Origin of the sequence: Paenibacillus prosopidis, assembly GCF_003337375.1 — a bacterium.
GTDB classification, from domain to species: domain Bacteria; phylum Bacillota; class Bacilli; order Paenibacillales; family Paenibacillaceae; genus Pristimantibacillus; species Pristimantibacillus prosopidis.
Genome location: NZ_QPJD01000001.1, coordinates 398139 through 417355 on the forward strand (window position 1 = coordinate 398139; position 19217 = coordinate 417355).

19 protein-coding genes are annotated in these 19217 nt (G+C 47.9%); 11 read left to right on the top strand and 8 right to left on the bottom strand.

Features of this window, described 5'->3' with window-relative positions; all coding sequences use genetic code 11:
* Positions 1 to 52 precede the first annotated feature (52 nt).
* A complete protein-coding gene (locus DFP97_RS01660; protein WP_114378223.1) occupies positions 53 to 535 on the top strand; it encodes a hypothetical protein in 483 nt (160 codons plus the stop codon).
* A 77-nt stretch (positions 536 to 612) separates the two neighbouring features.
* Here DFP97_RS01660 and DFP97_RS01665 read toward each other — a convergent pair whose 3' ends face one another.
* From DFP97_RS01665 to DFP97_RS01675, 3 genes are read right to left on the bottom strand one after another with little or no spacing between them, the layout of a single operon-like run.
* A complete protein-coding gene (locus DFP97_RS01665) occupies positions 613 to 1473 on the bottom strand; it encodes a D-alanyl-D-alanine carboxypeptidase family protein (protein ID WP_114378224.1) in 861 nt (286 codons plus the stop codon).
* The gene (gene alr / locus DFP97_RS01670; RefSeq protein ID WP_114378225.1) at positions 1425 to 2597 is read right to left on the bottom strand and encodes an alanine racemase; all 1173 of its coding nucleotides are present in this window, start codon (positions 2595 to 2597) and stop codon (positions 1425 to 1427) included. The genes DFP97_RS01665 and alr overlap by 49 nt, the downstream gene beginning before the upstream one ends.
* Before the next feature lie 14 nt (positions 2598 to 2611).
* The gene (locus DFP97_RS01675) at positions 2612 to 3688 is read right to left on the bottom strand and encodes a D-alanine--D-alanine ligase family protein (protein WP_114378226.1); all 1077 of its coding nucleotides are present in this window, start codon (positions 3686 to 3688) and stop codon (positions 2612 to 2614) included.
* 188 nt (positions 3689 to 3876) lie between these two features.
* Here DFP97_RS01675 and DFP97_RS01680 point away from each other — a divergent pair, with 188 nt between their 5' ends.
* Positions 3877 to 4578, top strand: a complete 702-nt coding sequence (locus tag DFP97_RS01680; protein WP_114378227.1) for a response regulator transcription factor — start codon at positions 3877 to 3879, stop codon at positions 4576 to 4578.
* Positions 4568 to 5659, top strand: a complete 1092-nt coding sequence (locus tag DFP97_RS01685) for a sensor histidine kinase (protein ID WP_114378228.1) — start codon at positions 4568 to 4570, stop codon at positions 5657 to 5659. The genes DFP97_RS01680 and DFP97_RS01685 overlap by 11 nt, the downstream gene beginning before the upstream one ends.
* A 61-nt stretch (positions 5660 to 5720) precedes the next feature.
* On the opposite strand, the gene DFP97_RS01690 is transcribed toward DFP97_RS01685, so the two are convergent.
* Positions 5721 to 6812, bottom strand: a complete 1092-nt coding sequence (locus DFP97_RS01690) for a GntR family transcriptional regulator (protein WP_114378229.1) — start codon at positions 6810 to 6812, stop codon at positions 5721 to 5723.
* A gap of 321 nt (positions 6813 to 7133) precedes the next feature.
* On the opposite strand from DFP97_RS01690, the gene DFP97_RS01695 reads away from it, so the two are divergent.
* From DFP97_RS01695 to araA, 3 genes are read left to right on the top strand one after another with little or no spacing between them, the layout of a single operon-like run.
* Positions 7134 to 8750: a xylulokinase gene (locus tag DFP97_RS01695; RefSeq protein WP_114378230.1), complete on the top strand. Its 1617-nt coding sequence runs from the start codon at positions 7134 to 7136 to the stop codon at positions 8748 to 8750.
* A gap of 2 nt (positions 8751 to 8752) precedes the next feature.
* Positions 8753 to 9448: an L-ribulose-5-phosphate 4-epimerase gene (locus DFP97_RS01700; protein ID WP_114378231.1), complete on the top strand. Its 696-nt coding sequence runs from the start codon at positions 8753 to 8755 to the stop codon at positions 9446 to 9448.
* A gap of 42 nt (positions 9449 to 9490) precedes the next feature.
* Positions 9491 to 10915 (top strand): L-arabinose isomerase, encoded by a 1425-nt coding sequence (gene araA / locus DFP97_RS01705; RefSeq protein ID WP_114378232.1) that lies wholly within the window; start codon positions 9491 to 9493, stop codon positions 10913 to 10915.
* A gap of 314 nt (positions 10916 to 11229) precedes the next feature.
* On the opposite strand, the gene DFP97_RS01710 is transcribed toward araA, so the two are convergent.
* Positions 11230 to 12069 (bottom strand): alpha/beta fold hydrolase, encoded by an 840-nt coding sequence (locus DFP97_RS01710; RefSeq protein WP_114378233.1) that lies wholly within the window; start codon positions 12067 to 12069, stop codon positions 11230 to 11232.
* A gap of 38 nt (positions 12070 to 12107) precedes the next feature.
* Positions 12108 to 12743 (bottom strand): hydrolase, encoded by a 636-nt coding sequence (locus DFP97_RS01715; protein ID WP_114378234.1) that lies wholly within the window; start codon positions 12741 to 12743, stop codon positions 12108 to 12110.
* A 293-nt stretch (positions 12744 to 13036) separates the two neighbouring features.
* On the opposite strand from DFP97_RS01715, the gene DFP97_RS01720 reads away from it, so the two are divergent.
* The 4 genes from DFP97_RS01720 to DFP97_RS01735 all read left to right on the top strand — a co-directional run bounded on the left by DFP97_RS01720 (position 13037) and on the right by DFP97_RS01735 (position 16010).
* Positions 13037 to 13210, top strand: coding sequence for a XapX domain-containing protein (locus DFP97_RS01720; RefSeq protein WP_114378235.1), 174 nt, complete (start codon positions 13037 to 13039; stop codon positions 13208 to 13210).
* A gap of 32 nt (positions 13211 to 13242) precedes the next feature.
* Positions 13243 to 15075 (top strand): amidohydrolase, encoded by a 1833-nt coding sequence (locus DFP97_RS01725; protein ID WP_114378236.1) that lies wholly within the window; start codon positions 13243 to 13245, stop codon positions 15073 to 15075.
* Positions 15076 to 15106: 31 nt separating this feature from the next.
* The gene (locus tag DFP97_RS01730; protein ID WP_114378237.1) at positions 15107 to 15301 is read left to right on the top strand and encodes a CDGSH iron-sulfur domain-containing protein; all 195 of its coding nucleotides are present in this window, start codon (positions 15107 to 15109) and stop codon (positions 15299 to 15301) included.
* Between the two features lie 397 nt (positions 15302 to 15698).
* Positions 15699 to 16010 (top strand): HTH domain-containing protein, encoded by a 312-nt coding sequence (locus DFP97_RS01735; protein ID WP_114378238.1) that lies wholly within the window; start codon positions 15699 to 15701, stop codon positions 16008 to 16010.
* Positions 16011 to 16104: 94 nt separating this feature from the next.
* Here the strand turns inward: DFP97_RS01735 and DFP97_RS01740 are convergent, their stop codons facing one another.
* On the bottom strand, positions 16105 to 16893 hold the full coding sequence (locus DFP97_RS01740; protein ID WP_114378239.1) for an NAD(P)H-dependent oxidoreductase: 789 nt from the start codon (positions 16891 to 16893) through the stop codon (positions 16105 to 16107).
* Between the two features lie 140 nt (positions 16894 to 17033).
* On the opposite strand from DFP97_RS01740, the gene DFP97_RS01745 reads away from it, so the two are divergent.
* Entirely contained in the window at positions 17034 to 17426 is a 393-nt protein-coding gene (locus DFP97_RS01745; protein WP_114378240.1) for a winged helix-turn-helix transcriptional regulator, read from the top strand.
* A gap of 187 nt (positions 17427 to 17613) precedes the next feature.
* Here the strand turns inward: DFP97_RS01745 and DFP97_RS01750 are convergent, their stop codons facing one another.
* The gene (locus DFP97_RS01750; RefSeq protein WP_245975819.1) at positions 17614 to 18852 is read right to left on the bottom strand and encodes an MFS transporter; all 1239 of its coding nucleotides are present in this window, start codon (positions 18850 to 18852) and stop codon (positions 17614 to 17616) included.
* Positions 18853 to 19217 lie beyond the last annotated feature (365 nt).

The window sequence follows — 19217 nt, forward strand, 5'->3', positions numbered from 1 at the left end:
TTATACTTGGTCTGTAGCTACGAAACATCAAAAATATTGGAGGTAATGAAGAATGAGAAAAAAGATTACCGCAACTGTACTGACTGTAGGAGCAGCATTCGCTTTGATTACAGGAAACGGCATTATGACGACATATGCTGCTTCAAATGCCGATGCTCAAAAGGTGGAGGTCATCGGTAAACATCAGCAGCCCGCAATTGCACAAATCGAAGATGCGCCGGTGAACTTAAAGGAAGCGGTTGTGATTGCGGAGAAAGCGATTCAAGAAAAATTTAAGGTTCCATTAAATGGATTTAAAATTTCCTATGATTTGGGCACCCGAGTAGACATGGAAGGAACGTTCTATTTTGTAACCTTTTCAGATTCAGAAATGGACAAACTTTCCGACGACGAAATCATCGAAGCGAAGCGGAAAGTAAAGTCAGGTAAGGATCACGGCTATAAGAGCGATATTTATACGGCATTTATAAATTCTAAAACCGGGGAAATCGTTTCTGTTGAGAGAAATCCAACGGCACCAGAAGGAGTTAATTAAATCATAACGAATCACCCTTGTAGTTTTGGGGACATATAAACCTTGGGTCGTATAAGATTATACGACCCAAGGTTTTTTTAAGACAGCGCTGTGAGCCGTGCTCGACTACCTTTATCCAGAAATGCGGTAACAATGAACCCATCCCTGTTATTTCCCGATAAGTGGAATCGGTCGCATTCTACAAGGGGAATGGTCGTAGAAGTCCCCGCATCCGCCGCTACATAGTAAATCTCTACGAATGACTGCTCATCCTCGAATACAAGATGGTCATATTCGAAGGGGTAGCTTTCAAGCCGATCGATATATTCTTCCAGGCACCAATCGTTCTGCTCCATGATCTCAGCGTGAGGATAGCCGAGATAACGGAAATGCCACGGCTCGCAAGAAATTTGAGTGAAGGATTCCTTTCCTTCCTTATAGCGTTGAATGAACCCATACCGGGCGGCAAGCTGCTTAAAGCTCTTATAGACGCCGCTGTCGGGGAATGCCGGTGCGATGAAATCCACGTCCTTGTTCAGCTTGCCGACGTCGATGGCCAGCCCCGTCTGATGCTCGCTCCGATCGGGCAATGCGACATAGCGTGCGGTGTATTCGGCGCCATTATCGGTTAATGAGGATTCATAAATCTCCTCCTGCTCTAATTTGGTCCGATAGCCGCTGACGGCAATAATATCGTTTATCCCTTGGCAAGCCTCAAGCAAATCCGCCAAATGCCGTAAACAGGTCCGTTCCAACAGCATACCTTCCCGCAGGGTATGGATAGCCGGAATCAAACTAAGCGGCGTTAAACTGTCTGAAGCAATTGTCTGTTGAATGGGATTATCGCGATTAATTAAAACCAGATGTCCTTGGTGGATCTCGGAATTAGCTGCTTGAATCGTGTTAAATGTTATATGACGGCCTGATTGATTTCGTTTGGCCAGGTTTGTTTGTCCCATCTTGTACGTGCCTCCTCGATATCTATATAGGTTCTTGCAACTCTGACTCCAAGCGAAGTGGAAACTTCTTGTGCCACGCTTCCGATATGGGCGGCAAGCTCCGCAAACGTAATGCGCTGCTCACCCTGAAAGCCGATCAAGGTGACCGGAGTGCCCTCCGCACACGGTCCCGGAAGCTTGATCATCAGCTGGTCCATGCAGATTTTGCCGACAATAGGGGTACGCTGACCTTCGATCAGAACATCCGTGCCTTGCATCCGTTGCGACCAGCCGTCTGCATAGCCAATCGGCACCGTTCCGATCCATTCGTCCTCCTCGGCCCGGTAGGAGTTGTTGTAGCCGAGATATTCCCCTTTAGCCAGCTTCTTCACCTGAATGAGACGACTATGGAGACTTAATGCCGGCTCTAGCTTTACCGAACAAGCAAGCCCCTCCGGATAGAAGCCATACATCGCCGCACCGATCCGAACCATATCCATCGCCAGATGAGGAAACCTAAGCGCCGCAGCACTTCCCGCGCAATGATAATGCCGGATCGCCAGGCCGGAGGAGCGTCCCCATTCCTTCATCCGGGCGAAGCGTGCGGCTTGCTGCTCCAGATAGCCGGTATCGGCTTGCCCTGCCGTAGCGAAATGCGTGTAGAAGCCGTCCACCTCGACATCCCTAGCGCTCAGCCAAGGAACGAGCTCATCCCATTCATCTTTGGTCCGGATGCCGATCCGCCCGAGTCCCGTATCCATTTTCACATGAACCCGAAGCTTTCCCGCCGAGGCGTAAGGCTTAAAGACACGCATCTCGGAAAACCATTTGGCGCTTGTTACGGTTAAGGTCAAGTCGAGCTCCAGCGCCAATTGCGTCAGTTCCGGCGGAATGGGGGTCAATACGAGAATGGGCAGTTTCATGCCGGCATCGCGCAGCCGGAGAGCTTCCTCCAGATAGGCGACGGCCAAATAATCCGCCCCCGCCTGTTCTGCCGCCGCGGCCGACTCGATGTCGCCATGCCCATATCCGTTCGCCTTCACGACGGCCATCAGCTTGACCGAATCCGGCAGCGACTTGCGGATGTTCAGCATATTCTCGCGAATGCGGATCAAACTAATTTCGGCCCGCGTGTCTCTTGACATGCCGTTCACCTCGCTCATCTTGTATATTGAATCGTTTGCTTGTCTGTGTGACGCTCAATCGCGTGCCCGATTAATTTTTCGATCAGCTCGGAATAGGACGTTCCGTCGGTACGTTCCCACATGACAGGATACATGCTGAAATTCGTAAATCCGGGTAAAGCGTTGATTTCGTTCAGGAACAAATCGCCTTCTTCGTCAAGGAAGAAGTCGACGCGGGCGAGGCCCTCGCAGCCATGGGCTCGATAGGCCAGGATTGCCAGTTCACGGATTCGCTGAGTCAAGCCGTCCGCCAGCTTGGCGGGAATCGACATTGTAAGCCGCTTGTCCATGTACTTGGATTCGAAATCGAAGAAAATGTGATCATGGATGAATTCACCGGGCAATGAAGCTAGAGGCCTTTCATTGCCGAGGACGGCTACTTGAATTTCCCTGCCGTCCACTTCGCGCTCGATAACGAGCTTCTTATCGTAGGAGAACCCCTCGCGGATACCGGTGAGGAGCTCTCCCCGGTGTGTACATCTACTAATGCCGATACTGGAGCCGAGGGAGGCTGGCTTCACGTAGCAAGGATATCCAATAGAATTCTCAACATCACGCAGAACCGCTGCCTCATCCGTTCTCCACTCCTCGAATCGGCACACCTGAAATTCCGTCTGGTGAATGCCGGCTTGGGCCAAGACCTGCTTCGACATCGCCTTGTCCAAGGTAAGCGCGGACGACAGCACGCCATTCCCGACGTACGGAACGTTCAGCAATTCCAGCAGGCCTTGCACCGTGCCGTCCTCCCCGTTAGAGCCGTGCAATAGCGGCAAAACGACTTTTGGACCGGGCAAAGCCATCATGCCCGACAGTATTTCACCGATTGACCGGGCCGGATCGTGAAACGCGGGCCTCGTAATTAACCGTTCGACCGTCAATCCCTCCTTGGAAAGTTGTCCGGGGGTGCACCACAAGCCGTCACGCGTAATGTAAATGGGATAAACCTCGAAGCGGCCTTCGTCAATGGAATGAAGGACTGTAACTGCTGTTTTCAATGACACTTCGTGTTCGACGGATTTGCCGCCGTATAGAACGTATAGCTTTGTTTTCATATAGCAATACCTCCAGGTAGAATTCTTGTCCGTTGCTCTATCTCCAAGATAACGTGCAAAGCCTGGGAAGTTCGTAAAAGATCATAAAGGAAACCTTAAGATTTTCTTATTTGTGAATGCGAGCGGTCGGTTGTGGAGAGATTTCTGATAAACTAGACCATATTAATAAAAAAAGACGGAGAGATCCCATGAATACCATTCAAATACTGATCGCTGACGACGATCTTGAAATCGCCCAACTGATCAAAATCTATTTGACCAACGAAGGATATCAGGTGCTCACAGCAAGCAATGGCCGCGAGGCATTGAATTTGATCGCCAAGGAATCCATCCAATTGATTATCCTCGACGTCATGATGCCGGAGATGGACGGCCTGGAGGTCGTACGGGCGGTGCGCACGGAGCACGGAATTCCGATACTGATGCTGAGCGCCAAAGCAGAGGATATGGATAAAATCATGGGGCTGACGACGGGTGCGGACGATTATATGGTCAAGCCGTTTAATGCTCTTGAGCTGATCGCCAGGGTGAAGTCGCTGCTCCGCAGGTCCATTTATTTGAATGCACAGATCCAACCGGCACAGGATCAAGACGAAATTCAGATCCATTCTCTGAATATAAGCAAGAAATCACATACGGTTATGGTGGAGGGCCGGAACGTTAATTTGACGTCGACGGAGTTCGATATTTTGTATTTGCTGGCAAGCCATCCTGGACAGGTGCTTAGTGCAGAGGCAATATTCGAAGCGGTGTGGAAGGACAAGTTCCTGGAGTCCACCAACACCGTTATGGTTCATATCAGCAAGCTTCGCGATAAATTGGAGAGCGAGCTGGGCGGCGTCAAGCTGATCCAGACCGTATGGGGAGTAGGGTATAAAATTGATCCGTAAACCGTGGAAGAGTCTTCGTTTCAAAATGCTGTATTTGTTCGGCTTAAGCGCGTTGGCGTCCGTCATGACGGCCGGCTTCCTCGTCTTGATCGCGATCGCAGCGTACAGAACCGATATTCCTTACCTTGTCCCGCTCTTGAAGCTGATGCGGGATGAGTTCGGTATTCCAGTCGTGTTTACTTCAGCCTGCCTTTTATTTTTTATTTTCTATTTGTTCGCTCTCAGCCGTTCGACCATTCGATACCTGATGGAAATCTCGAAGGGAATCGAACGGATCGCCGGCGGAAATTTCGATTCCCGTTTACCGTTACGAGGGGGTGATGAGCTCGGGGCATTGGCGGACAATATCAATAAAATGACGGCCCAGCTGAAATTGTCTATTGAGGAGGAGCGGCGCGCAGAACGGACGAAAGCCGAACTAGTTACGAACGTTTCACACGATTTGCGTACCCCTTTAACATCTATTGTCGGGTATTTAGGTCTGATTGAAGAGGATCGTTACCGGGATGAAGTGGAATTGAGGCATTACGCTCAAATCGCCTATGAGAAATCGATGCGCTTGAAAACGATGATTGATGATTTATTCGAATTTACGAGGACGAGCGGTGGAATGGGGCTTCGGCTGTCTCCGATCAATCTCACCCAGATGCTCGGGCAATTGGCTGCCCAATTCCGTTTACAATTCGAACAGGCGGAGATGGAGTGCCTCTTGTCTCTCCCCGATCATCCTATCTTCGTCGACTCAGACGGGGACAAGCTAGTCCGTGTGTTCGAAAACTTGATCGTCAACGCGATTCAGTACGGAAAGGATGGCAGGCAGATCGATATCGCGGTTTGTAGCGACTCTGGGCAAGCCGTCGTTGAGATCGCGAACTACGGCGAGCCTTTGCCGGCATCCATTATTCCGTTGTTATTTGAACGCTTTTATCGCGGCGAGCATTCCCGTTCGCGGAATACGGGCGGCTCGGGACTCGGCCTCGCGATTGCCAAGAACATCGTTGAGCTGCATAATGGAGTGATTTCCGCAGCGAGCGACCAAGGGAGAACCTCGTTTACGGTGAGGCTTCCGCTTGCGAAATAGCGGTGGACAACTTAAGATCGAGAGAGGCGCGAAGTTGAAGAACTTAACGAATCACCCATGACTATTCCACTTCGATCGCTTTTACTGTTTCGCCCTCAATTAATACGGGCTGGTAGTAGGTCTTGGTGGGCAAGTCTTTTTTGCCTTGTAAATTCTTAATTACCCAGTCAGCAGCGTCTCGTCCCATTTGTTCTTGGGGGTGCGTCAGCGTCGTTAGTTTGATATTCGCGTTTTTGGCGATATATGAATTGTCCTGGCCAATGATGGATAGCTCGTCCGGAATGGAAATTCCCAGTTTTCTGCAGACATGTACGACTTCCAAGCCTACCTCGTCGTTGTAACACACAAGCGCAGTCAATTCATCCCGATTGTCGCTCAGATACACTTCCAAGTTCGCGGACAGGTCCGACTTTGTCGATGTATCGAAAGAAAGCACATGCTCTTGCAGGAACCGTAATTTGGCTTCCCCAAGAGCCTTGATAAATCCCTTCATTCTATACTTCCCTTGCAAATCATCCATTTTCGCGATGATGCCGATCTGGGTATGTCCTTTGGTAATCAGCTCCCGGGTTGCGAGATAGCTGGACTGCACGTCATCCAGACAGAAGAAAGGAACTTCCAACTCTTCATAATAGGCATTGATCATCGCGAACGGAACCTCCTGCTCCTTAAAAGACAGGTAGTAAGCGATATTGGGGTTGTATACACTGCTTCTGGTAGGTTCTATAATCAGTCCATCCACGCCGTAGGACAGCATCATTTCCAACGCCTTTTTTTCCTGGGAGATATCATTATTTGTACTGGCTAACAGTAATGAATAGTTATCTTCATTTAATCGGCTTTCAATGCCGCGGATAATGGAGGGGAAGATGTAATCCGAGATATAGGTCGTGATGACGCCGATCGTTTTATTCATGGTTTTTGCACCCGTTCTGGACCGGTATTGGTTGCTGACGTATGTGCCGGATCCCCTCTCGCTTCGCAGGAACCCCTCGTTCGATAACTCGAGAATGGCCTTTCGAACCGTCTGCCGGCTAACGTTGTAGCTTTCCTCCAAAACGTGCTCCGAAGGGATTTTCTCGCCTGCTTTGTACGTTCCAGAGAGGATATAACTTTTGATATCTTCAATAATGAGCTGGTACTTTGGCTTCATGCAATCCACTTCTTTCATCGTTGTTCGAAAAAGTTGTACGTACACATTTTAGCATGAGTTGCATGAAATGCAAATGCAATAACATTATTTACGATTCCAATGGTACAAGTCAGACGAATAATGAGGGTACAGCAACTTATGTTAGTATAACTATTAGACTATATTGACAAATGTACGTACAGAAAATATACTAAGGCTGTCAGTAAGAGAAAGCGCCTTCTTTCGGTCGAAATCTTCCGGTTGTCTCACCCGAGTGACCGATTCGATCGGAAGCAGCTAGTATAGGAATCGTAATCGAACAGAGAGGGGATATACGTGATCATGAATCATGTAGACTTGAAGGAAGCGATAATCAATGGAGAAACTTCGCTGGGTATCGAATTTGGTTCTACGCGGATCAAAGCGGTGCTGATCGATCGTCGTTTCGAGACCATCGCATCGGGAAGCTTTGAGTGGGAAAATTTGTTGAAAGACGGATATTGGACGTACAATCAGGAGGATATTATAAGAGGCCTCCAAACCGCGTATCGTGAACTGAAGCAGGAAGTGGAACGGAATTACGGAGTGACCCTCCGGTCCGTCGGTTCGATCGGGTTTTCCGCTATGATGCACGGTTATATGGCGTTCGACAGCACTGGCGATCTGCTGGTGCCGTTTCGGACTTGGCGCAACGCGACAACCGGCGCGGCGGCTAGGGAATTAACGGACTTGTTCCAATTCAATATCCCCGAGCGCTGGAGTATCGCCCATTTGTACCAAGCGATATTGAACCAAGAGGAGCATGTGCCTCGCATTGATTTCGTAACGACGCTGGCCGGATACATACACTGGTTGTTGACCGGCAATAAAGTGATCGGCATCGGGGATGCTTCCGGCATCTTCCCAATTGATGAATCAACTCATAATTACCATCCATCGATGGTCAAGCAATTCGATGAATTAATCGCGGCCAAAGGCTTTACGTGGAAGCTTGAGGACCTTCTTCCCAAGGTATATCTCTCCGGCGAGCAAGCCGGCGAGCTAACGGCGGCGGGAGCCGCTATTCTGGACCCGGCCGGAGATCTGCAGTCCGGCATTCCGCTCTGTCCTCCGGAAGGCGATGCCGGCACAGGCATGGTTGCGACGAATAGCGTCAAGAAGCGTACGGGAAATATATCCGTGGGCACTTCCGTTTTTGCGATGATTGTATTGGAGAAAGAATTGTCCAAGGTTTATCCGGAGATCGATATGGTCACTACGCCGGACGGCAGTCCGGTCGGCATGGTGCATGCCAACAACTGCTCCAGCGATCTTAACGCCTGGATGGGACTGTTCCGTGAATTCTCCGAAGCAATGGGATTTAATGTGGATTCCGGCAAATTGTTCAGCGTGCTGCTGGGCAAGTCTCTTGAAGCAGACCCGGATGGCGGCGGCTTGCTGAGCTACGGCTATCTTTCGGGCGAGAATATAACGGGAATAGATAAAGGCCGGCCGTTGTTCGTTCGCTCGCCTGAAAGCAACTTTAATCTGGCTAACTTCATGCGGACGCATCTATTCACGGCTTTCGGAGCGTTGAAGCTTGGCATGGACATTTTGACCGAAAACGAACAGGTGGCCATCGACAGCATCTTGGCTCATGGCGGCCTATTCAAGACCCCTGTCGTTGGACAAAAAGCATTAGCCGCTGCGCTGAACGTGCCGATCTCGGTCATGTCCACGGCCGGCGAAGGCGGGGCATGGGGCATGGCGCTTCTGGCTTCTTACATGACGGGCAAGGATCAAGAAGAGAGCCTGGAGGACTTCCTCGAGCAGAAGGTGTTCAAAGATGCCGAAGGACAGGAGATTGCTCCGGATGCTACGGATGTCGAAGGGTTCCAAGCATTCATCAAACGATACCAAGCAGGGCTTGCCATCGAACAAGCCGCTGTAGACCATCTGTTAGAGAACGGGAGGGACTAACGTTGTTAGAACAACTGAAAGAAGAGGTATACCAAGCGAATCTGGATTTGCCGAAGCACGGCCTCGTGAAATTCACTTGGGGCAATGCGAGTGCCGTCGATCGGGAAAGCGGCTTGTTCGTGATCAAACCGAGCGGAGTCAGCTATGAGAAGATGAAACCGAGCGATATGGTCGTTGTGGATCTCGACGGTAAGGTGGTCGAGGGAGAGATGAGACCTTCCTCCGATACCGCGACTCACGCCGTGTTGTACAAACATTATCCGCAAATCGGCGGCATCGTGCATACTCACTCGACTTGGGCAACCATTTGGGCGCAAGCGGGACTTGATGTACCCGTCATGGGAACGACGCATGCGGACACCTTCTATGGCGCCGTGCCTTGCGCACGGTTCTTGAACCAAGAGGAGGTTGACCGGGGATACGAAGCGGAGACGGGTCATGTTATTATCGAAACGTTCGAGAAGCGCGGATTGGATGTCATGGCGATCCCGGCCGTTCTGCTCCAGGGACATGCGCCTTTCACTTGGGGGAAAGACGTGAAGTCGGCGGTCGTGAACAGCGTCGTGCTGGAGGAAGTGTGCAAAATGAATCTGTACGCGCGGCAATTGAACCATTTTGCCAAAGAACTGCCGCAAGGCATTCTGGACAAGCACTATCTTCGGAAGCACGGGAAAGATGCCTACTACGGGCAGAAGTAATAGCCTTAGCCATTATAAAATACAGAAAAGAGGATGATTAAGATGTCAACAACAACAGCTAAACAGTTTTGGTTCGTCGTAGGTTCGCAGCATTTGTACGGGGAAGAAGCGCTCGCTGAAGTAAAAGCCCATGCTCAGACGATGACTGATGCCTTGAATAATAGCGGAGTGCTCCCTTATCCGCTTGTCTTGCAGGATCTGGCTGTCAGCGCGGACAAAATTACAAGCATCATGAAAGAGGTCAACTATCGCGATGAAGTGGCGGGTGTCATTACATGGATGCATACGTTCTCGCCTGCGAAAATGTGGATTCGCGGTACGAAATTGCTGCAGAAGCCTCTGCTTCACTTAGCAACCCAGTTCAATGAAAGCATTCCTTGGGCAACGATCGACATGGACTTCATGAACCTGAACCAGGCCGCTCACGGCGACCGCGAATACGGCTTCATCAATGCCCGTCTGAAGAAACAAAACAAAATCGTCGTAGGCTACTGGGAACGTTCGGAAGTGCAGCAGCAAATTGCGGATTGGATGGACGTAGCGGTTGCTTATAACGAAAGCTTCAACATCAAAGTGGCCCGTTTCGGCGACAACATGCGCAACGTTGGCGTAACGGAAGGCGATAAAGTCGAGGCCCAAATTCAGTTCGGATGGACCGTGGACTATTACGGCATCGGCGACCTCGTGCAATACGTGAATGCCGTTACGGAGCAGGAAATCGATGATCTGATGGGCCAATATGCGGAGCTCTACGATTTCGATTACGGCACGAACAGCAAAGAAGCCTGGGAAGCCAGTGTCAGAGTCCAAGCAAGCTATGAAATCGCCCTCAAACGTTTCTTCGACGAGAAAGGTTATAATGCCTTCACGACGAACTTCGAAGATTTGCATGGAATGAAACAGCTTCCTGGTCTTGCCGTCCAACGTCTGATGGCGCAGGGCTACGGCTTTGCCGGCGAGGGCGACTGGAAGACCGCCGCGCTCGATCGCTTGATGAAAGTGATGAGCCGCAATCAAAACACGGGCTTTATGGAGGATTACACCTACGAGATGGCGGCCGGTCAGGAAGCCATCCTGCAATCTCATATGCTCGAGGTAGATCCGTCCTTGGCAAGCAACAAGCCGAAAATCATTGTTTCCCCGCTCGGAATCGGCGGTAAAGAAGATCCGGCGCGTCTGGTATTTGACGGCAAAGCCGGCGAAGGCGTCGTCGTATCCATGGCTGACTTCGGCACTCATTATAAATTGCTGATTAACGAGGTTTCCGCATTCGAACCGACGGTTCCGGCTCCTAACCTTCCTGTCGCTCGCGTCCTGTGGACGGTTAAGCCGAACTTCCAGGATGGAGTGAAAGCTTGGATCGAGAATGGCGGCGGCCACCATACCGTCGTTTCCTTGAACCTGACGACAGACCAAATCGTAACCTACGCCAAGCTGGTTAACTTGGAATACGTCGTTATTAAGTAAACCATACTTGAGGGAAAAGCAGGCGAACCTTAAGACAATCGCGGGGTTCAGCACCTGATGGCGGATTCCGAGCTGGACAGGTGACGTGGCCGCTTCCTTGAGCAAATTGCAAAAACCGTTTCTTTCGTAAATGGGTGATCGCACGCCTGTTTACGAAGAAACGGTTTTTTTATTGGCTAATGGGGGGCGTTTCACGTGTTGTATTTCACCATCCGGATGAGAAGACCTAATATCCCCCAGCAGTTGCAATACTAGTTTAGTTTAACTCTCCTCTTTAAGTCCGATACGAAAAGTTTCGTAGGCGGTCTGTTCATTCATTTAGTATTGAGGAAGTGAATCAAAGCGGTATTGAATTCTTCAGGGTGAGTCGCGTTCAAACCATGCGGTCCACCTTCAATTACGACGAGTTGACTGCCTACAACAGCTTCGTGGGAAAGTTGACCGCTTACCTCAAGCGTCACAATCGCATCGGAATCGCCATGGATAACAAGCAATGGGATATCAAATTTCGCCAAATCGCCACGGAAATCCGTCCGGCCGAAGGCATCAGTACAATCCAGCGTCCCCTTTGGCGAAGCATAAGAAGCAATATTAAGATTATAAGCACGGAAGGACTCGCTGACCAGGTCTGTTCTATCCCCTGCTTTAAAGAAATTGTGAGTGAAGCCGTCAAGGAAGGCGACACGGTCTTTTTTCAACCCGTCTTGGAAGCCCTTAATGGTGGCTTCATCCAGACCGCCTTCCGGATGCTCGGCAGATTTATAAAAGAACGGCGGAACCGCAGCAGCCAACACGGCTTTTTTGACACGGCTTGTTCCGTATGTGCCAACGTAACGGGCAACCTCTCCGCCACCCATCGAAAATCCGACCAGTGTCACGTCCTTAAGGTCCAGATGCTCAATTAGCTTATGGAGATCCATTGCAAACGTATCATAGTCGTAACCGTTCCACGGTTGGGAGGATTGTCCGAATCCGCGGCGGTCATAGGTAATCACGCGGTAACCTGCATCGATGAGCGCTGGAACTTGACTCTCCCACGAGCGCCCGCTTAGTGGCCAGCCATGGATCAAAACTACAGGTTTGCCTTCGCCAACATCCTCAAAATACAATTCAATGGGTTGCCCGTTTTCTGTTCCGACTGTTAATTTAGCCATGCTTTATACTTCACTTCCTGTCTCTTTTGGGATGAATATTACTCGTGGCCACCAAACATCGTTTGAGCATAAACAATACCCGTACCGTAGGCACCACCGTGTTGCATAGCAATCTCCAAGACTGCATCATATGTTTCTTGATGTGCCCAATCGCGCTGATACTCAAGAAGAACAGACATCCAAGTAACGGGAATTGCTCCCGCTTGTATCATGCGTTGAACGGCCATGTCATGTGCTTCCGTGGTAGTCCCACCTGAAGCGTCCGTTACAATGTATACTTCATATCCATCTTTGATGGCTGAAACTGTAGGGAAAGCAAGACAAACTTCCGTCCAAAGAGCTGCCATAATCAGCTTCTTGCGACCTGTTTGTTTCACAGCTGACACGAAGCTTTCGTCTTCCCAAGAGTTCATGTTTGTACGGTCAATCGGTTTTTGATTAGGAAAAACGTCTTGAATATGCGGATGAATAGGACCTGAAAATGATTCAGCAGCAACAGTTGTAAGAATGATTGGTGCATTGAAAACTTTAGCCGTTTTTGCAAGTGCAACCGTATTGCTAATGATAGTTTGGCGATCAGCACTTTGCACACCAAAGAGCATTTGAGGCTGGTGGTCTACAAGAATAATAGCTGAGTTTTCAGCCGTAAGTAAATCGGACTTTCCATTAAACATACAATAATCCCCGCTTCCCCTATTTTATTGCCACAGGTCCATAAAATCGTAAATCCTGCTGCATGTATTCAGTCTATTGAAATGTAATTGTGCAAACAATCTTCATTTTTCTATATAATGCATAGCGAAAAACTATACATATCAAAAGTTTTATAAATTATTTGTATAAGCAATTCCTATGGCTGTTATAGAGAAAGCCTTATTGCTAGTAAGAATGCTGATTTATAAACTTATGAATAGAAGGCTAGCTTGTAAGAACAAAACAATTGAAAGGATTGAAGGAGGATATGAATATGTGGGGCACTATGTTTATAGCTTTAGCTACTGGTATTGTAATTGGCGTTGTTTTTCAATCGTTTCGGATCCCCTCTCCTGCACCGCCTTTTTTGGGACTGATTGGTCTCCTTGGTATGTTTTTAGGGCAGAGGTTGATTCCATGGATAAAACTTTGGTTTAGCCACAACTAAACACAAAAAAAATTTTAAAGGAGAACTAAATCATGTCTGAGAAAACAAAAGTAGATGAAGCTAGTTTAGTTGTTCATAATGCCAGTATCGTAACGATGGACGATTCAAAACCTACAGCATCAGCAGTTGCAGTTAAGGATGGCAAAGTCCTGGCTGTGGGAGAAGATGCCGAAATCATGAAATATGTTGGATCATCCACACAGGTTGTAAACGCAAACAAACGAATGTTAATACCGGGTTTAAACGATTCCCATATTCATCTCATTCGAGGTGGTCTCAACTATAACCTCGAGCTTCGCTGGGATGGGGTGCCATCAGTAGCGGATGCATTGCGTATGTTGAAAAAGCAGGTAGATCGTACGCCAGCACCTCATTGGGTCCGTGTTGTAGGCGGATGGACAGAGTTTCAATTCCTGGAACGCAGAATGCCAACACTAGATGAAATCAATCGAATTGCTCCAGAAACCCCCGTTTTTATCCTCAATCTTTACCGTCAAGCTTTTTTGAACAAAGCTGCCTTGCGAGTAATCGGGTATTCAAAAGATACGCCTAATCCACCTGGCGGAGAAATCCAAAGGGATAGCCATGGCAATCCTACAGGAATGCTCATCGCTCGACCTAATGCAACTATTTTGTATGCCACCTTAGCTAAAGGGCCAAAGCTTTCATACGAAGACCAACTGAATTCAACTCGGCTTTTTATGAGGGAATTGAATCGATTTGGAGTCACAAGCGTTATTGACGCCGGCGGGGGCTTTCAGAATTATCCCGATGACTATCAAGTGTTTGATGAACTTGATAGACGTGAAGAAATTACGGTTCGCACTGCGTATAATTTATTCACTCAGCATCCCAAGAATGAATTGAGTGATTTTAAAGCATGGACAGCGACATCACAGCCTTATACGGGAAGTTCCTACTATCGCCATAACGGTGCCGGTGAAATGCTTGTTTATAGTGCAGCAGACTTCGAAGATTTTGTCGAACCCCGTCCGGAACTTCCAGCCGTATTAGAAGACGAACTATTCGAAGTAACTCAGCATCTCGTTCAACAACGCTGGCCATTTCGTCTTCATGCAACTTATGGAGAATCAATAACTCGCTTTCTCGATGTATTTGAGCGAGTGAATAAAGATGTTCCATTTAAAGACTTACGCTGGATTCTGGATCATGCCGAAACGATCCAAGAGAAAGATTTGGAGCGCGTCGTCGCATTAGGTGGTTCGATCGCGGTTCAAAGTCGAATGGCTTTCCAGGGTGAATATTTCGTTGATAAATATGGGGCAAAAGCAGCTGAAAACGCTCCTCCAATAGTCAAAATGCTTACGGCTGGGTTACGTGTTGGTGTGGGTACAGATGCGACCAGGGTTGCAAGTTATAATCCTTGGGTGGCCCTATACTGGCTAGTGACAGGCAAAACACTGGGAGGGTTAAGCCTGTATCCTGCTTCAAATCGTGTAGAGAGACACCAGGCACTTCGGATGTATACTACGGGGAATGCATGGTTTTCAAAGGAAGAAGATGTGAAAGGGCAAATCAAGAAAGGTCATTACGCTGATTTTACAATTCTTTCTGAGAATTTCTTCAGTGTATCCGAAGAAAATATTAAAAAAATCGAATCTGTCTTTACAGTTGTAGGCGGTAAGATTGTCTACGGTGCTTCCGAATTTCAATCTTTGTCACCAGCAGCTCCCAAAGCAAGTCCAGACTGGTCTCCGCATAATGTCTTTGGAGGCTATTACAATGGGACCAATTATGGGGGCGGTGGACCAGGCACCCATAGACCTCAACAGGCCCATCTTCATCATAGGTGTAACCATCATCATGGCAGCGGCTTCTGTGACTTGGATTGCTTTGTCTTCTAACTAAAATAACCTAGAGGCAGGTGAGATCATCATGTCCGATGTTATGATCAAAGTTAACGATAATGGACCATTACGAATAACAGGCAAAGTAGAAATGGTGGATTCGTTGGGTAACCGTTTCGAGACAAAGGAGAGCTTTATCCTTTGTCGGTGCGGATTATCAAATCAAAAGCCTTTCTGTGACTTAACTCACAAGGGTAAATTCGAAAGCGCACCACGTGCTTGATTGATGACGAGGTCAATATGAGGGACACGGGTGGTGTATAGCTGAAAAATCCCGAAAATCAATCCCTCGTGCTTCAAACAAAACTGTTATATAAACCAAGGGGCTGTCCACTCTTTGTCATTTCTATCGATTATTGTTTTTGCGTTGCCTGTTGTGAGGACTGTCCTTTAAAGCCCTCTTGTACAAACGATCCTGCTTCTAGGCTTGCCTAAGGCAAGCCTAGAAGTCGGGAGGCTTTTACTTGCTCATAATCTACTGAAGAAAGCTGCAATTGACCGAAATCGAAAAGAGGTGTTGCAGGGATACACTGGTGACCCATAGACTAGACACTTAGAAAAAAGGTGTTTAGGCTGTGGGTACCTTTTTGTATACTGGAGTAAGCAGCGGAGGGGATTACATGAGCAAGAAGCATTTTAATGAAGCAGATCGTGAGCACCTCTCAAGGAACAAACACGTGCTCAGAATTAGCGATAAAGCGATAACCTATTCGGATGAGTTTAAGCAGTTGTTCATAGACCAGTACATAACAGGTAGATCCCCAAGAGAAATATTTGAGGCTAATGGATTTGATGTAAGAGTAATTGGAATGAAGCGTGTGAACAGTGCGCTGACCGTTGGAAGAAAGCCTATTGACGTTGCGAATCGCCAAGTCGTCATCGCCATCCGTCAAATCATTACTCGTTACTTGAAATGCTTGAGCTTCCGGTAAACGTTCAAAGGATTGTTGCCTATAATATTCCTCTCCCTTCTGGGCATTGCCTTCCGGCTGCGAGTTCCATTATTTTCTCCCCATCAGGCTCCAGTCATAGAGGCGCCGCGCCTTCGGCAATGTGAGCCGTCAAGCCGGTCCGTCCGATTGCGATGTCGCTTGCAAGCACATGGCTATCCGGATAATCCCCGCCGTTCTGATGTCGGAACGGAATGGGCTCCTCCTCGAATAGGCGCTCGAGACGCAAGCGCCAGGCTGCCATCGCCGCGTCTATGTCGGCTGTCGTCATGCGATCGGTTCCGTAGACGGCATGGGTAGGCAACACATCCATTCCGGGGTAGAAGAGGATGCCGTGAGTAATGGGGAACAGCAATTGCTCCAGCGGTCCATTGATTCCTCGCGGCGAATAATCCTTCTCGGGCCCTCCGGCAGCTACGGACAGCATAGCCCGCTTCCCCTTTAGAATGCCATCGCCGTAGCGATAGCGATTCCCTTCGCCCTTAAAGCCATATGCGAAACCAAAAGCGAATACCCGTTCTACCCAACCCTTGAGAATAGCCGGCATGCTGAACCACCACAGAGGAAACTGCAAGATCACCGCGTCGGAAGCAAGAAGCTTCTGTTGCTCCAATGCGACGTCTGCCGTTTGACGGCCAGTCGAATAGGCGTGCGCTGACTCTTTAATAAAGGATAATCGTTCTGGATTGGCTCGATCCGGGAAGTCGCGCCCATCGAACACGGCCTTCCAGTCCATTCCGTACAGATCGGACAACATGACTTCGTGCCCTTGCTCCTGAAGTGTTTGCACAGCCGTCTCAACGAACTGGCTAGTTAACGAAGTGGGCTCGGGGTGCGCATAAACGATCAATACCTTCTTTGACATGACTCCACTCTCCCTTTGTATTGGCTTACGACGCTTAATTAGCCGTATGAGTGTTATACTAAAATGTATATTGAATTTAGTAAAGTACGCATAATTTTATAATATAGTATTAAAAATCAAACTAATGGAGGGTCTTAGCTATGGTAGATCGCAAAAACAAGCTCGAACCGAAAGTGGAAGTGTGTCCTGTCGAAACAACTTTGGATGTCATCGGGGGCAAATGGAAAGCGATCATTCTGTTTCATCTTATCGATGGCCCGAAGAGATTCAATGAATTCCGGCGGCTCTATCCGGGAATGACGCAATTTATGCTTACTTTGCAGCTCCGCGAGCTTGAACGGTATGGCATTATTCACCGCGAAGTTTATAAACAGGTGCCCCCTAAAGTGGAATACTCGCTGACTGAATTCGGATTGACGTTGAAGCCGATCATCCTTGATATGAAGAAGTGGGGAATAACCTACAAGAACAGAGTTGACGATATACGGCTGCAAACGGCAGTACAGGAGAAAGGGGAGAAAGAAGACCAATAAACGAAACCCGGAGAAATCCGGACAAAACAAAAAGAAGCCTTGAATACCAAGGCTTCTCGGGGATAAGTGGTGCGGACGAGAGGACTCCTGCAACACCTCTTTTTTATTTTGAGAGAGAAATCCCATCAGTAATCTTCTCTACTTCTGGGACAGCGCCTTTCTACTTATCGTTGTTTCATTTGACTTATCAATGATTTTGAACGTTAGTTTGCTTGTGCTGATTGATCTGGCTAATGGTATTTTCCTTTTTCTCTAACCGAATATAGAATGGGACAACCGTGCTTAAGAGCAGTAATCCAGCTAACATTACGAAAGTGAACATATGACTAACGGTGTCGATCAGATAAATGGAGATGATGGGAGCAAGTGAAGCGCCAATGAAAAGCATAAACATATGGAAAGAAAGAGCACTAGCTCTTAACTCACCAGCCAGTGTACCGATTAATGATATCAAGGCGGGAAGGGCCATTGCGATGCCAGCAGTAAAAACAATACTCGCCAAGATTAAAAATGCGAGGTTCTCCCAGACGCCAACCAGACCTAGTCCAATACTGGCCAAAATCAAACCACACCATAGAACATTTTTAACACCAATCTTAGCAACTAACCTCCCATCAAACGGGGAAATGAACATGCCGATGATACCAACTGCACGAACCCATAGGATTTCCTGATGGCTTAGACCGAAAAGAGAACTGCTTAGATAACTTCCAAGCGTGGAGAAGAACCCGACAAGTGAAATAAAGAGAGTTGCTGAAATGATATAACAGAGTGGCAACCCTTTTTTCTTGAAAATACCCCCAATGTGCCTAAAGGGAGTGAAGAAGCTGCCTACCGGTTTCTGGGTTTTATCGTTAGGTATAGATATTGTAATCAAAATAAATGAAACAAAATACACTGGACCAAGGATATAAAATACATAGTTCCAGCTTAGTTCCAAGACGACGATGCTGCTATAGATCTGTCCTACAATACTGGCCATTAAAAAGGCGGTGCTTATAAAGCCGAGGATCGTTACCCTTTTATTAATTGGGAACATCTCTATAGCATAGGCTAACACTGAAGGCGGAAACATGGATGCTGCCAATCCCTGGAGAACCCTTAGCACAATAAGCCATTGAAACTCATCAACCGTTCCGATAACAAGAGTTGTAGCTGTGAGCAAACATAACCCAGATATCATCATTTTTTTTCGTCCATAGCGATCAGAAAGACCCCCGAACAGGAGTCCTCCACCAGCAAAAGCAAAAGAAAAGGCGCTGCCTGCCCAAGCTGCTTTGGATGATGAAATCTGGAATTCGTCCTCAAATACAGAGAGCAGGGGTAATGTTAAATAAACCGAAGAGACAACAATCAATGAGCAGAAGAATAGAATAAGGGTCATGAGTTTATAACGCGGTGCTATTGACTTCACGGGGTTAATCAAAAATGAGCCCCCTTTTTTTCAGAGAAGTGCCATTTAGCTAGGCGGGATTTTGCAGCTTTGGGAAAACGTAGATAAGTAAATCCGCAAAGGGCCAAAGTTGCCCATCCAAAAAGATTGGTGTGGGCATGAACGCTAGTCAATCCCATTCAAATTCTCCTTTGTATTTGGTTAGATTCATCCAGTCAAGGAATCTAAAGTTAACGAATTCCAAAAGCTAGATATGTATCACCATCGTATAAACATTGGTTCGGACGATCAATATCGATTTTTCTATGTTTCGTATAGCCTATTCTTATATCTAAAATCCAGTTTGATAGTCTGAAAATATTCGAGTATACATAAATTGGTTGCTATGCTATAGTAGT